Source organism: Archangium sp. Cb G35, from assembly GCF_001896145.1.
In the GTDB taxonomy this organism is placed as follows: Bacteria; Myxococcota; Myxococcia; order Myxococcales; family Myxococcaceae; genus Archangium; species Archangium violaceum.
In genome coordinates this window covers 154,509-168,794 of sequence record NZ_MPOI01000001.1, presented here as the reverse complement: position 1 = coordinate 168,794, position 14,286 = coordinate 154,509, and the positions used below count along the sequence as shown (strand labels likewise).

Genomic DNA, 14,286 nt, shown 5'->3' with positions numbered 1-14,286 from the left:
CGAGATCGCATCTCAGCGCCCCTGGAAGACGGGAGCCCTGCGCGCCGCCGCGGCCGCGAGCCCCTCGCCCAGGTCCTCGCTCCCGTAGCTCTCCGCCTGGAAACGCGCCTCGTCCTCCAGGGCCCGCAGGAGGGCGGCCCGGTCCGGGGCCAGCCTGCGCTTGAGCGCTCGAATCGCCAGCGGAGCATTCGCCGCCACCTGGGCCGCGAGCGTCCGGGCGCGCGAGAGCACCTCGGGCCCCGGCGCCGCCTCCAGCGCCAGTCCGAGCCGCACCGCCTCACGCCCATCGAAGCGGCGGCCCGTCAGCAGCAGCTCCGCGCCCCGCTGCGCGCCCGCCCTCCACGGCACGAAGTACGTGGCCCCCATGCCCGGGTGCAGGCCCAGCTGGACGAAGTTGAGCGCGAGCTTCGCGTCCTCGGCCACCACGCACAGGTCGCACGCGAGTGCCACGCACAGCCCGGCGCCAATCGCCGCGCCCTCCACCGCCGCCACCGTGGGCACCGGCAGGTCCAACACACTGAGGTAGCGCGCATAGAAGTCGAGCATGAAGGTGCGCGCCTCCTCCGAGGACACCCGGCGCAGCCGCTCGAGCATCTGGAGGTCGCCCCCCGCGGAGAACGCCCCGCCAGCCCCCGCGAGAACAACAGCCCTCACGTCGGGGCGTAGCTTGAGCTCGGCCACCCGGTCCCGCAGCGCCTCCCCGAGCTCGGGGGTCATCGCGTTGCGGCGGGCGGCATCATTCAACGTGAGGGTGGCGACGGCACCCTCCACCTCGAGCAGGACGGCAGTGGACGGAGTGGACATGGGGCCCCTTCTATCAGGCCCGGCCCGAGGTCCGGGGCCCCCACTGTCAGGCGTCAGGAGTTACTTCTGGCCCCCGAGCCACGAGCCCCACCGCTCGAGCCGCGCACCGCCCTCGGGCTCGCGCTTGCCACCGGCGGCTAGGCGCTCGGTGCCACTGGCGAGCGGCATGAAACGGGCCTCATAGGGAAGGCCCGCCAGCGCCGGAGCCCACGGCTCGGCCGCGTAGGTGTCCGTGAAGACGCGCTGGGTGCCCTCGACGTCCTCGGTGCGCTGATCGATGAGGGCGGGCACGCTACGGCCCTCCACGGTGAAGGTGCCGCGGGTGCCGGCCGCGGCGACGGAGGGAGGCCAGTCCCCCGAGGCCAGCACGTCCCAGGGCAGGCCCATCAGCACCTCCTCGAGGGCCTCCGGCTCGGCCTGGGAGAAGTCCGAGCACGGGGCGGCGTTGGCGTCCACGGGGCCCTCGGCGCGCAGGAAGTAGCCACGCTCGGCGGCGAAGCACACGCGCTGCACGCCGGGAGCGGGACCCACGTCCACGCGCCGCTCGTAGTACGTGCCCGGGCCCAGGGGCCGCTCCAGCGCGGGCACGGCGGCGTTGGCACCGGCCGAGCCCTCGCGGAACTCGCGCAGTGTCAGCTTGATGCCGCCCGGAACGTGGAAGCCGGCCGACTCGGTGCTCGCCTCGAGCAGGCCGCCCGTGAGGTAGAGCGGGCCCGGCTCGTTGGCGTACACGCGCGTGCGCAGGGGGCCGTCCACGGGGCGCTGGTCACTCACGTAACGCATGGCCTCCCAGGTGCGGCCCGCGCTGGTGGGCTTCTCGGCGGTCGTCTCTCCCGCGTGGGGCACCTCGAGCGGGCGCGTCGTGTCCGCGCGCACGGGCACGAGGAGCTCCTGCGCCAGCCTCGGGTGCGCCAGGGGCTTGCCGGCCTCATCGGTGTAGGCCACACGCACCCAGACCCAGGGCTGCTGCACGGCCACCACTTCCAGCGTCAGTTGACCGCCCAGGGTGCGCGCGGCACCGCCACCACCGCGCCCGGGGCCCTGGTTCGCGGTGAAGGAGTAGGTGACCCGATCACCCACACGGGCTCGCTTCCAGGCGTCAGCGGCTTTCATGGAGGCGGACTCCTGAGCCTGGGGATCGGAAGGAGAAGGGCTGCTCGACTTCGTGCTCTCGCAGCCCGGGAGGAAGGACAGGGCCGCGCCCAGCAGCGCGGCGAGGGGGAGTGTGGAGTGGCGCATATGAAGGTGTGACTGGATACACCAGGAGTGTATTCACGCCTCTGTCCGATGGATGAACATGCTGTCCGAGATTCGGACAGCCCATATCGTATGCGCTCAAACCATTGATGGTGCAATAGTTTCACCGCAAAACGTCAGGGCGCTTTACAAGAAGTCCCAGGACGATGGGTACATCCCTGCTCCAGGGCCAATCTTGCCTCATCAACTAAGTCCCTGATTTCCGGTGTCTCCCGGTGTTGGCCCGAGGGTTGCTCATGGGATGGGGGCGCGGCCGCGGCTGGAATCCCCAGGCGGCAGCGTCCAACCCCCGTCGTCCCCCGAAAAGGAAGCCCCCATGCGCAAGCTTTCCATGGCGTTGCTGGCTGGTGTTGCCCTCGTTGGCTGCGGTCTCGACCCGCAGGCCGAGAACCAGGAGATCGTGTCCAACCTGGTCAAGGCCGGCTTTCCGGCCGACGACATCAAGGTCGTCGACAACCAGGTGTACGTGGGCAACGACGCTCACGTGACCCTCGAGGCCTCCCTCGAGATGCTCCAGGCCGGCACCGACAGCGCGGAGCAGTACCGGACGACCAACACCGTCGGCACCAGCGTGACGAAGATCTGCATCAACCCCACCTCTCAGTTCAACAGCTACAGCCGCCTGAGCGCTGGCCTGGATGCGGCCATCGCCAACTACAACTCCCTGGGCCTGCGCATCACCTTCGCGCGTGGCCCGACCACCGGCTGCACCGCGAACATCACCGCGAGGACCATGTCCGGCACCGGCGGCTCGGCGGGCTTCCCCTCGGGTGGCAAGCCCTACGGCACCATCAACATCGGCACCGGCCTGCAGAGCTACAGCTCCGGCGTGAACAAGCACGTCATCTCGCACGAGATCGGCCACTGCATCGGCTTCCGTCACTCCGACTACTACAACCGCTCCATCAGCTGCGGCGGCTCCGCCACCAACGAGGGCACCGCCGGCGTGGGCGCCATCCTCATCCCCGGCACGCCCAGCACGGCCACCTCGGGCGGCTCGGTCATGAACTCCTGCTTCAGCTCGAGCTCCACCGGCACCTGGACCAGCTCCGACCGCACCGCGCTGAACTACCTCTTCTGAGGTGACACGGGGACCGGGGATGCACGGCGTCATCAGCGCATGAACCGATGACGCGGGTGCTTCCCCGGCGCCCCGCCGATGGAGATGACCGTGGCGCAACGCGCCAGATCGTTGGTGGGCCCCCTCCGAACCCGGCAGGCCGGCCCCTGTCCGATGGATGAACATGCTGTCCGAGATTCGGACATTCCAGATGCTATGCATTCAAACTCTTGATGTCTCAAATGTTTTGCCATCAAACGTCAGGGTTTTTTACACGCCGTCTTAGGGCAGCTGGCACATCTGTGGTCCAGGGCTATCCAGGTATTGCTCGCTAAGTTCTTGTTTTCAGGTGTGCGGAGCTGTTGGCCCGAGGGTTGCTCATGGGATGGGGGCGCGGCCGCGGCTGAAACCCCAGGCGGCAGCGTCAAACCCCCGTCGTCCCCAAAAGGAACCCCCCATGCGCAAGCTTTCCATGGCGTTGCTGGCTGGTGTCGCTCTCGTTGGCTGCGGTCTCGACACGGAGACCGAGAACAAGGAGATCGTGCAGAACCTGGTGCAGGCCGGCTTCCCGGCCGACGACATCCAGATCGTCGATGGCCAGGTGTACGTGGGCCGCGACGCTCACGTGACGCTCGAGGCCTCCCAGGAGATGCTGCAGGCCGACAAGGGCGCCGAGCAGTATCGGACGACCAACCTGATGAGCGGCATCACCAAGATCTGCATCAACCCCACCTCCGGCTTCAACAGCTACAGCCGTCTGAGCGCGGGCCTGGATGCGGCCATCGCCAACTACAACGCCCTGGGTCTGTCCTTCACCATGGTTCGCGGCCCGGCGACCGGCTGCAGCGCGAACATCACCGCGACCACCATGTCCGGCGCCGGCGGCTCCGCGGGCTTCCCCTCGGGTGGCCGGCCCTACGGCACCATCAACATCGGCACCGGCCTGCAGAGCTACAGCTCCGGCGTGAACAAGCACGTCATCACGCACGAGCTCGGCCACTGCATCGGCTTCCGTCACTCTGACTACTACAACCGCTCCATCAGCTGCGGCGGCTCCGCCACCAACGAGGGCACCGCCGGCGTGGGCGCCATCCTCATCCCCGGCACGCCCAGCACGGCCACCTCGGGCGGCTCGGTCATGAACTCCTGCTTCAGCTCGAGCTCCACCGGCACCTGGACCAGCTCCGACCGCACCGCGCTGAACTACCTGTACTGATGTGACACGGGGACCGGGGATGCACAGCGTCATCAGGAAATAAGTTGATGATGCAACTGCTTCCCCGGCACCCCGGATGATTGGGATTGGCCATGGCGCAACGCGCCAGGACGGTGATGGGCTCCCCCGCAACCCGGGAGGTGGCCTGCTGTCCTATTGCCAAACACATCGTCCGAGACTCGGACGATCCCGGTGTCTTGCGCGCAACCCATTGAGCCAACAAACGATTCACTGGGAAACGTCAGGCTCCTTTACAAGAACTCCCAGGACGGCTGGCACATCCGTGTTCCAGAGCTATCCGGGTATTGCTCGCTAAGTTCTTGTTTTCTGGTGTGCGGGGGCGTTGGCCCAAGGGTTGCTCAAGGGAAGGAGCGCGCGGCCGCGGCTGGAAGTACCAGGCGGCAGCGTCCAACCCCTGTAGTCCCTCGAAAAGGAAGCCCCCATGCGTAAGCTTTCTATGGCGTTGCTGGCCGGTGTTGCTCTCGTTGGCTGCGGTCTCGACACGGAGACCGAGAACAAGGAGATCGTGCAGAACCTGGTCCAGGCCGGCTTCCCGGCCGATGACATCCAGGTTGTCGACGGCCTGGTGTACGTGGGCAACGACGCTCACGTGACGCTCGAGGCCTCCCAGGAGATGCTGCAGGCCGACAAGGGCGCCGAGCAGTATCGGACGACCAACCTGATGAGCGGCATCACCAAGATCTGCATCAACCCCACCTCCGGCTTCAACAGCTACAGCCGTCTGAGCGCGGGCCTGGATGCGGCCATCGCCAACTACAACAACCTGGGTCTGTCCTTCACCATGGTTCGCGGCCCGGCGACCGGCTGCAGCGCGAACATCACCGCGACCACCATGTCCGGCGCCGGCGGCTCGGCGGGCTTCCCCTCGGGTGGCAAGCCCTACGGCACCATCAACATCGGCACCGGCCTGCAGAGCTACAGCGCGGGCGTGAACAAGCACGTCATCTCGCACGAGCTCGGTCACTGCATCGGATTCCGTCACTCTGACTACTACAACCGCGCCATCAGCTGCGGCGGCTCCGCCTCCAACGAGGGCACCGCCGGCGTGGGCGCCATCCTCATCCCCGGCACCCCGAGCACCGCGGTGTCGGGCGGCTCGGTCATGAACTCCTGCTTCAGCTCGAGCTCGACCGGCACCTGGACCAGCTCCGACGTCACGGCGCTGAACTACCTGTACTGAGAAAATGGCGCGGCGGCCCCCTGATCCATTCATGAATCTGTGGGGCCTGCGCCTCGCGGGCACCGTCCTCCTGGGCCTCACGGCCTGTGGAACGCCGGTGCCCGCGGTTCCTCAGGTCTGCGGAAACGCGAAGCAGCCCGAGGTGAGCAGTCCCGCTGTACGCAGTCTCGATGTAAGCAGTCTCGATGTCAGCAGTCTGTCTCAGTGCGGCCCGACCGCCGACTTCACCCCCGTCAACAGCTATCAGGGCGAGTTCGCCGATGTGCTGGACAGGGAAGAGGCGGTCGCCCTGATCGACGGGCGTTGCACCGGAACCCTGATTGAAGCAAGCGCGGGACCGGTGGTGATCACCGCGGGTCACTGTGCCGGCCTCGGAGACCGGCCGCTGCTGGTCTTCAACTTCGAGGACAATCCAGACGGAGAGGAGCGGGTGACCGAAGGCACGGTCATCGAGCAGTCGCTCGATCCCGACTATGCGCTCATCCAGCTGGACGTGCTTCCCGCGGTGACGCCGGTCCCACTGACAGCCCAGCCCACCGAGCAGCTGGCGATCATCCAGCATCCCCGGGGCAAGCCCAAGTCCATCGCCGAAGGCAGGTACCTGGACGCGTGTGATCGGCAGGTCTACTACGTGGATCTGGACACCCTGGTCGGGAGCTCCGGCGCTGGCATCCTCACCCGTCAAGGGTACCTGCTGGGAATCCACACCGACGGCGATTGCGACGAAAAGGGCGGCGGCGCCAACAGGGGTTGGACCGCGGAAGCGATCGTCGAGGCGTCCGAGTACCTGCGGAGCACCGACATCGCCGAGCGCTGAGGGCGTGCGGGCACGGCCCAGGACCCTTCGTCTCGTTGGATTGCACTCCCAGTCTCTTCCGGGATTGCAGGTTTTCCAGGTTGGCGGTATTGTTCAAGGCCCCCCCCTTGAAGCCTCATCACCGCCCCATGCCCCTCGCCTCCTTCCGAATCCGTCCCCTCCTGCTGTCCACGTTGCTGCTCAGCGCGTGCGGTGCCCCCCTGGAGTCCACGTCCCCTGACGAGACGCCGGGCCAGGTGGAGTCCGCGATGTGCGCGGGCCTGAGCGTCACCTCGCTCACCCTCGCGGGAGCCAGTTCCTACGGAGGCGAGCTGGGCGCCGCGGGCAACTGGGCGGTGTCCACCTTCGCCAATGGCGTCCGCCTGGAGTACTACGTGGACGGCCAGCGGCAGGCCTGGTCCGAGATGGCCTCCCCCACGGGCACCTGGAATCACAGCAGCTCCAACATCGCCTGCGGCACGCATACCCTCGAGGTGCGCGCCTGGCCCATGGTCATCGACAGCAATGGCAATCGGACCACGTGTATGGCGCAAGGCGCGCGCGTCGTCTCGAGCACCTTCTCCCAGGCCTGCCCTTCCGCCTCCATGCAGTGCTACCGCAATAACAATCAGCAGGTCACCTGCACGGGCTATTCCTCGGGAGGAACCGGCTCCCACACCCCTGTCTGGCAGCAGGTGAACCGGTTCAACCACATCCCCGAGCCGTACGTGAGCATGCCCTGGTACGAGGGCTACTGGAGCCATGTCTTCTACTGCGAGGCCCCCATGTACGCCTCCATGGAGGACGCCCAGGTCCAGATCCAATTCAGGGTGGAGGACAGCACGGGGATGGGCTCCACGGAGATCAACAACTACTTCTACTGCAAGGAGTACTCGGTCGAGCAGCCCGATATCGGTCCCTGATGAGGGCTGAACCCCCGGCCCCGGCTCCACCGGATATCGTTGCTCCATGCCGCACGTGCTCGTCCTGCCCGATGGCAGCCACGTTCCCTTGGAGAAACCGGTGGTGTCGGTGGGCTCCGACTCCGCCTGTGACGTCGTCCTCCGGGAAGCCGGGGTGAAACCCAGCCACGCCCTGCTCTTCCAGGAGGCGCGAGGCTGGACGGTGTCCGCCGCGGCCAGGGGCTGTGAGGTGCGGGTGCGCAACAAGCGCGTGGAGTTGGCACCGCTTGCCCCTGGAGATTCCTTCTCCGTGGGGCGTGTCACCCTCACCCTGCTCTCCACCGAAGCGGTCCGGCCGGCCACGGGCTCCGCGCCGGAGGTGGCCCCGGGGGGACGGCTGCTGGCGGTGTTGACGGGCTTCGCCTCGCGGCTGATGGTCCAGCGGCCCACCGTGGAGCTCCTGGACGTGGCCATGCGCGGGCTCGCGGAGGTCGCGGACGCGGACGTGGGCTTCCTCGTGTCGGTGGAGGGAACCCGGCGCCAGGTGCTGTGCGCCACCGGGCCGGTGCCCGAGGCGGCGGTGGTGGACAGCCTGGTGGACCAGGTGGTGGCCTCGGGCGCCCCCGTCCTCGTGGCGGACGTGGCCACGGACGCGGCGCTGGCCGGGGCACCCAGTATCGTGGCCCTGCACCTCACCTCCGCCCTGGTGCTGCCCTTGCGCGGAGGAACGGCGGCGCTGTCCGCCGTGTACCTCGGACGGCGCGGAGGCCGCCCCCCCTTCACCCCCCGGGAGCTGGAGGAGGCCATGGCCCTGTCCTCGCTGGCGGCGCTGTTGCTGGCCTCCTCGCGCGAGTTGATGGAGCTGCGCGCACGGGTGGACAACCTCACCCAGCGCATCGAAGCGGCCACCTTCGAGGGGCTCATCGGCGAGTCGCACGCCATGCGCGCGATGTACCGGCAGGTGGAGCGCGTGGGGCCCACCTCGCTCCACGTGCTCATCCAGGGCGAGACGGGCACGGGCAAGGAGGAGGTGGCGCGGGCGCTGCACCGGCGCAGTGGACGGCGCGGGCGGCTGGTGGCCATCAACTGCGCGGCCCTGCCCGAGTCGCTCATCGAGCGGGAGCTGTTCGGCCACGTGAAGGGAGCCTTCTCGGGGGCTGGGACGGACCGGCCCGGGCTGGTGGAGGCCGCGGACGGCGGCACGCTCTTCCTGGATGAGATGGGAGACATGCCCCTGCCGCTCCAGTCCCGCCTGTTGCGCGTGGTGCAGGAGCGCGAGGTGACGCGGCTGGGGGAGAACCATCCGCGCAAGGTGGACATGCGCGTGGTGTCCGCCACGCACCGTCCCCTCAAGACCCTGGTGGAGGAAGGCCGCTTCCGGGGCGATCTGCTCTTCCGTCTGGACGAGGTCCGGGTGGAGGTGCCGCCCCTGCGCGAGCGGGGTGATGACGTGCTGCTCATCGCCCACCAGGTGCTGCGCCGCGAGGCCGGGCGCGCGCGGGGCTTCACCCAGAAGGCCACCGAGGCCCTGCGCGGCCATCCCTTCCCGGGCAACGTGCGCGAGCTGGTGTCGCGGGTGCGGCGCGCGGCGATCCTCGCGGCTGGAGAGCTCATCGGCCCCGAGGATCTGGAGCTGGGGGCGGACACGGCGCCGCTGGTGCCGCTGGAGGAGGCGCGCGAGGCCTTCGTGCAGCGCTACGTGCGCGAGGCCATCGCCCGGAGCGGCGGCAGCAAGAAGGACGCGGCGCAGGCGCTCGGCATCGGGCTGCGCTCCATCTTCCGCTACCTGGGCGAGGAGCCCTGAGGGTATTCCCGCGTGGCCATGCACCGACTCGTCCGACTCCTCGCGCCCCTCGCCCTGGTGACCATGCTGGGCTGCCCTCTCGACATCCAGGTCCGGGAGGAGGACCCCGGCGACGCCGGACCGCGGGCGTGTGTGAAGGACCAGGAGTGTCCGGACGGCCAGCGCTGCAACGACGCCAGCCGGGACAACGTCTGTGAGGACGGTCCCCGGGTCACCCAACCCTGTCCGGGGTTCGGCACGTGCTCCTACACGGTCTTCTGCGAGAAGGGCGTCTGCGTGCACGGTTGCCTGGGGGCCGACTGCCGGCCGGGCTACCAATGCGCCCCGGATTACAAGTGCGTCGAGGCGTGCGCCGAGGGGCCGCCCACGAAGGCCGGCGAATTCTGCGACACCTCCACCGATTGCGGCCGTTGTGGCTTCTGCGTGTCCCTGGGGGGCGAAGCAAAGCGATGCCATGTGCCCTGCACCGCTGACACGCAGTGTCCTGGAGGCGCACCGGGAGCGTGTGTGTTGGTGCCGGGGAAGACGGTGCGCGTCTGCCGTCCGGGGTGATTGCCCGGGTGGAAGGGGCTTTCTAGGATGGGCGTGGCATGACGGACGAATTGCTGGCCGGCCGCTACCAGTTGGAGCAGGAGCTGGGGCGAGGAGGCATGGCCACGGTCTTCCTGGCTCGGGACACCCGTCTGGCGCGCCATGTGGCGGTCAAGGTGATGCACCCGGGCGAGGATGGGCGCCGCGCGGAGCGCTTCCGCCGGGAAGCCGAGCTGGCGGCTTCCATCAAGCACCCCCACGTGCTGGAGATTCACGACTTCGGCGAGGACGCCCGCCGGGGGCCCTTCCTCGTGTGCGAGTGGGTGCAGGGCGAGGATCTGCGCGCACTGGCCCAACGGCTCGCGCCCGTGCCGCCCGAGGTGGCCGCAGTGCTGGGCTGGACGCTGGCGCGGGCGCTGGGTGAGGCGCACGCGCGGGGTGTGGTGCACCGGGACGTGAAGCCGGAGAACGTGCTCGTGTCCCGGAGCGGGACGCTGAAGCTGGCGGACTTCGGGCTCGCCGCGCTGGCGGACGACGAGCGGCTGACGAGCACCGGCGCCGTCACGGGCTCGCTCGCGTACATGGCTCCCGAGCGCCTGGATACGGGCGCCTTCTCCCCGGCCTCGGACGTCTACGCGGTGGGCGTCCTCCTCTTCGAGCTGTGCGCGGGGACGACGCCGCATGCGGGCAAGGGGGGCGCGCACCTGGTGGCCTCGGTGATGACGCGGGACGCGCCCCGGCTCGCTGACATCGTGCCCGGCATGCCCGAGCCCCTGGGCGCGCTGGTGGACCGCTGCCTCGCCCGGGACGCGCGAGCCCGGCCCCAGAACGGCACGGAGCTGGCCGCGCTCCTGGAAGACGTGGTGACCCGCATCGCTGGATCACCCGCCGAGGTCTCCCGTGGCTTCTTCCAGGCGCCCGAGGCCGAAGCCGCGAGGTGGCGCGAGCTCCACTTCCAACGGTTGCTGAAGGAGGGCGGAGCCTTGCTCGCCCGGGGCGAGGGAGCCCGGGCCGCGAAGCTGCTCAACGCGGCCCTGTCGCTCCGCCCTGACTCCTCCGAGGTGCGCGAGTTGCTGCGCGCGCGTCCGCCGGCACGCCGCTCGCGGGCCCTGGTGGGCGGCGCCCTGTTGGTGGGCCTTCTCGTGACCCTGGGCATCGTCTGGACTGCCCTTCCAGCGAACGCGCCCCCATCGGCCCCGCCACCGGAGACTGTCTCGAAGCCCGTGGAGACCGTTGAACCCGCTCCCGAGCCTGTCCCGGCACCCATCGACAAGGAGGCCGCGCCCGTTGCCGCGGAACCCGCTCCTCGAGTCTCGCGGACCCAGCCGCCTCGCCCGGTCCCGTCGAAGCGGAAGGAGCCCCCGGCCACCCGCTCCGTGAATCCAGTGAGTCCACCTCGGGAGGAGCCGCCCCCGGCCGCCGAAATGGCCTCGCGGGAGCCACAGGTGCCCGCGACATTGCACGTGGTGACGCGCCCATGGGCGGAGGTGTTCGTGGACGGGCAGAGCCGGGGCTACACCCCCCGCGTGCGCGAGCTGCGCCTGTCGCCGGGCACCCACCGGCTGCGCTTCGACAACCCCTTGTGTGAGCCCATCGAGGAAGTCATCCAGGTGTCTCCGGGCCAGACGGTGTCGCGCGAGCTCTCCCTGCGGGTGCACAAGGCGGAAGTGCGCATCGTCGCGCCCGAGGGCTCGCGGCTCCTCGTGGATGGGACGGAGCTGGGCGTGGCGCCCCTGCCGGGGCCGGTGTTCGTGGAGCACGGAGGACATGTGTTCTCGGCCAGGCTCCCGGGAGGAAGTGTCGTGCGACGCGAGGTGGACGTGGTGGCGGGAGCGCGGACCGAGGTGATGTTGAGGTCCTCGCCATGATGGGGCTCGTGATGACCCTGGTGCTGTCAGCATCCCCAGCGCTGGAGCCCGCCCGCGAGGCGTACCAGGCCGGGGAACTGGCGAAGGCCCATGCCGAGCTGGAAGCGCTCCTCTACCCGTTGCGGCTGAACGACGCCGGAGAGGAGGCCGAGGCCCACCTGCTGCTGGCCGCCACGTACCACGCCCAGGAGGACCCGGGCCGGGCGGAGCGCGAGGCCGTGGAGGCGCTGGCGGCGAGCCCCGAGGTGAAGCGGGATCCCCTGCTCTATCCACCGGACTTCATCGCCTTCGTGGAGCGGGTGCGCACCCAGCGCGCGGCGCTCATCTCCGAGCGGGCCGGGCAGCGCCGCCGCCCCGTGCTCCTCCCCCCGGAACCCGCGCCCCCTGCGCAGGTGGAACTGGCGCTCCCTCCGCGCGCCGTGCCCTCGCGGGGCTGGTACCTGGTGCCCTTTGGCGTGGGCCATTTCATGCACCAGCGGGAGACGAAGGGCGCGGTGCTGGCGGTGACGCAGGGGAGCACCTTCGCCGTGTCCGCCGCTTCGCTCGGCGCGGCGCTGGCCCTGCGCGGCCCCGACGGCAAATACACCGCCGGGGACGCGGCCACGGCCCGGGTGCTCAACGTCTCCTACCTGGTGGGGGCGTATGCCTTCGCGGCGCTCTACGCCTATGGCGTGCTGGACGGGCTCGTCCTCACGCCCGACGCTCAAACGGGGAGGTAGTAGTAGACGAGCAGCGTCGGCCAATGGGCCTCGGTGTTCGTGTACTCGCGCGACCAGTAGCGCGTCAGGAACCCGGGAGAGCTCAGCCGGAAGGAGATCAATCCATCCGTTTCCAGCGCCTGCTGCACCGGGGCCACCAGCTTCGGGCTCGAGTTGATGCCCAGCTGGATGGCGTACTTGTCGGCGTCGTACCGCACGAGCCAGGAGCCGAGCTCTCCGCCCGAGATGGCCGGCTTGTTGTTCCAGGTGATGCCGGTCTCGCTCCAGGTATCGTTGGGGACCAGGTGCGTGTAGACGTTGCCGTCACCCCCGTAGGCGTAGCCGCTGTGGGCAGTGGCCACCAGGGAGACCGCGGCGATCCGGGCGTTGGGGGGGAGGTTGGCGAGGCTGAAGCGCAGGAAGGTCTCCGAGCCCCCCTGATTCACGAGCATGCTCTGCTGCGTGCCGAAGTTCGTGGTGGGGCTGCTCGACACGACGTGCGCATCCGCCGTGGGGAAGATGGCCGCCGCCTGGAGGCTCGACCACACCGGAGGATAGGCGTAGCGGACGGAGAGCGCCGGCCGCGCGCTCGCGTCCGGGTACTCGCGCGAGCGGTAGTTCGTCACGGAACTGACGGCGCTCAACCGGAAGGAGATCAACCCATCCGAGTCCAGGGCGTTCTGCACGGGGGCGATCAGCATCTGGCTCGAGTTGGAGACGGACTGCTCCAGGGGAGGATTGCCGGAGAACTCCAGCCACCAGGAGCCGAGCGCGGGAGCCGGGTTGCCCTCGGAATCCAGGTCGCTCGGCCGGGTGTTCCAGGTGAGGACGGTCTCGCTCCAGCTGTCATCGGGGACCAGGTAGGTGTGGACGCTCCAGTCACCGGTGCTGTCCGGACCGCTGTAGCCCGTGGCCCGCAGGGTGCTCCAGGACACGTGGGCTCCGGCGGGGATGCTCCCGAGGTTGAAACGCAGGTAGGCGGCGTGGTTGTCCGAGTCGGCCGTCAGCGTCTCACCCGTGCCGAAATTCACATCCGGCTGGGCGGCGTCCACATGCGCATCCGCCTCGGGCTCGAGCACCGCCTGCGAGGAAGCGTCGAACCAGGTAACGATGAGCTTGGGGCGCTGGTCCGCGACCGAGTGCTCGCGGGAGTAATACCGCGTCTTGTACCCGGGAGAGCTCAGCCGGAAGGAGATCAACCCATCCGAGTCCAGGGCCTGCTGGACCGGCGCCCTCAGCTTCGGGCTGAAGTTGACGCCCACCTGCACGGGTTTGTCATTGGCATACCACAGCCACCAGGAACCGAGGTCGGTCCCCGAGACGGCGGGCTGGTTGTACCAGTGCATGCCCGTCTCGCTCCACGTGTCATTGGGGACCAGGTAGGTGTAGACGTTGCCGTTACCGCCGTGCGCCCAGCCATCGAAGGACACGGCCTGCAGCATGACCGAGGCGATGCGGGCACCGGCGGGAATGCCGTGGAGGTTGAAGCGCAGGTAGCTGAACGAGCTGGTCGTTTCCACGGACATGGCCGTGCTCGTGCCGTAGTTCGTTCCTGGGAGGCTTGCCCAGACATAGGTATCCGCCTCGGGCTCGATGACCACGCGGTTGGGAATGGGCGCGCTGGAGAGGGGTGAGGGCCGCGTCACGAGCGGGCGCGGAGTCCCCTCCCCCGGCTCGCCGCCGGCACCACAGGCCGTGGCGAGCCCCAGCATGAGGGGAGGAAGGACAAGAGAACGAAGGGACTGCTTCCGATGATGAACGCGATGCATGTGCTGGCTCCGGGGGTGGCTCGCGCGTCGGCACCTGCCGGCGCGGTCGGACCTCTCCTTGAGCAAGCGGGAGACCAGGGTTCGGGAAGCAGCGGTGGGCCCAGTCTTCTCAAGGAGTTGGGCGCGAGAACGCTCCCGGAGTCATGGGACAACGCGAGAGGAACGTGCCAGGACTGGCACGCGGGCGCTCCCTCCCAGGGGACACCGATGTCAGGTCAGGGGATTCGAGGTTCTTCCATGAAGTCCTGAAAATCTGTTATGGCGGGTTTCCAAACCCAGGAGCCCCCCGCATGGTCCCTCCCCTTCGTTCCCGGCCGTGTCCACGTTCGCGGTCACGCCTCCTCGTTCCCCTGCTTGGACTCACCCTGTGCGCGACGGAA

At 69.0% G+C, this 14,286-nt stretch carries 12 protein-coding genes; 9 read left to right on the top strand and 3 right to left on the bottom strand.

Annotated features, from left to right (window positions below):
• Positions 1-12 precede the first annotated feature (12 nt).
• Together BO221_RS00710 and BO221_RS00705 are read right to left on the bottom strand one after the other, a co-directional pair.
• The gene (locus BO221_RS00710; protein ID WP_073558414.1) at positions 13-804 is read right to left on the bottom strand and encodes an enoyl-CoA hydratase/isomerase family protein; all 792 of its coding nucleotides are present in this window, start codon (positions 802-804) and stop codon (positions 13-15) included.
• Positions 805-864: 60 nt separating this feature from the next.
• Positions 865-2,043: a DUF6068 family protein gene (locus BO221_RS00705; RefSeq protein WP_073558413.1), complete on the bottom strand. Its 1,179-nt coding sequence runs from the start codon at positions 2,041-2,043 to the stop codon at positions 865-867.
• Positions 2,044-2,377: 334 nt separating this feature from the next.
• On the opposite strand from BO221_RS00705, the gene BO221_RS00700 reads away from it, so the two are divergent.
• The 9 genes from BO221_RS00700 to BO221_RS00660 all read left to right on the top strand — a co-directional run bounded on the left by BO221_RS00700 (position 2,378) and on the right by BO221_RS00660 (position 12,158).
• Positions 2,378-3,142 carry a zinc-dependent metalloprotease gene (locus BO221_RS00700; RefSeq protein ID WP_073558412.1) on the top strand — a complete coding sequence of 255 codons (765 nt, stop codon included), beginning with the start codon at positions 2,378-2,380 and terminating at the stop codon, positions 3,140-3,142.
• 436 nt (positions 3,143-3,578) lie between these two features.
• Positions 3,579-4,337, top strand: coding sequence for a zinc-dependent metalloprotease (locus BO221_RS00695; RefSeq protein ID WP_073558411.1), 759 nt, complete (start codon positions 3,579-3,581; stop codon positions 4,335-4,337).
• 442 nt (positions 4,338-4,779) lie between these two features.
• A complete protein-coding gene (locus tag BO221_RS00690; protein WP_073558410.1) occupies positions 4,780-5,538 on the top strand; it encodes a zinc-dependent metalloprotease in 759 nt (252 codons plus the stop codon).
• A 4-nt stretch (positions 5,539-5,542) separates the two neighbouring features.
• A complete protein-coding gene (locus tag BO221_RS00685) occupies positions 5,543-6,355 on the top strand; it encodes a serine protease (RefSeq protein ID WP_073558409.1) in 813 nt (270 codons plus the stop codon).
• A 128-nt stretch (positions 6,356-6,483) separates the two neighbouring features.
• The gene (locus BO221_RS00680; RefSeq protein WP_073558408.1) at positions 6,484-7,257 is read left to right on the top strand and encodes a hypothetical protein; all 774 of its coding nucleotides are present in this window, start codon (positions 6,484-6,486) and stop codon (positions 7,255-7,257) included.
• Positions 7,258-7,303: 46 nt separating this feature from the next.
• Positions 7,304-9,040, top strand: coding sequence for a sigma 54-interacting transcriptional regulator (locus BO221_RS00675; protein ID WP_073558407.1), 1,737 nt, complete (start codon positions 7,304-7,306; stop codon positions 9,038-9,040).
• 18 nt (positions 9,041-9,058) lie between these two features.
• Positions 9,059-9,592, top strand: coding sequence for a hypothetical protein (locus BO221_RS55780; protein ID WP_073558406.1), 534 nt, complete (start codon positions 9,059-9,061; stop codon positions 9,590-9,592).
• A gap of 38 nt (positions 9,593-9,630) precedes the next feature.
• Positions 9,631-11,439, top strand: a complete 1,809-nt coding sequence (locus BO221_RS00665) for a serine/threonine-protein kinase (protein ID WP_073558405.1) — start codon at positions 9,631-9,633, stop codon at positions 11,437-11,439.
• Positions 11,436-12,158, top strand: a complete 723-nt coding sequence (locus BO221_RS00660) for a hypothetical protein (RefSeq protein WP_073558404.1) — start codon at positions 11,436-11,438, stop codon at positions 12,156-12,158. The genes BO221_RS00665 and BO221_RS00660 overlap by 4 nt, the downstream gene beginning before the upstream one ends.
• Here BO221_RS00660 and BO221_RS00655 read toward each other — a convergent pair.
• Complete coding sequence (locus BO221_RS00655) at positions 12,143-13,906, bottom strand: DNRLRE domain-containing protein (protein ID WP_143195188.1); 1,764 nt, start codon at positions 13,904-13,906, stop codon at positions 12,143-12,145. The genes BO221_RS00660 and BO221_RS00655 overlap by 16 nt on opposite strands.
• Positions 13,907-14,286 lie beyond the last annotated feature (380 nt).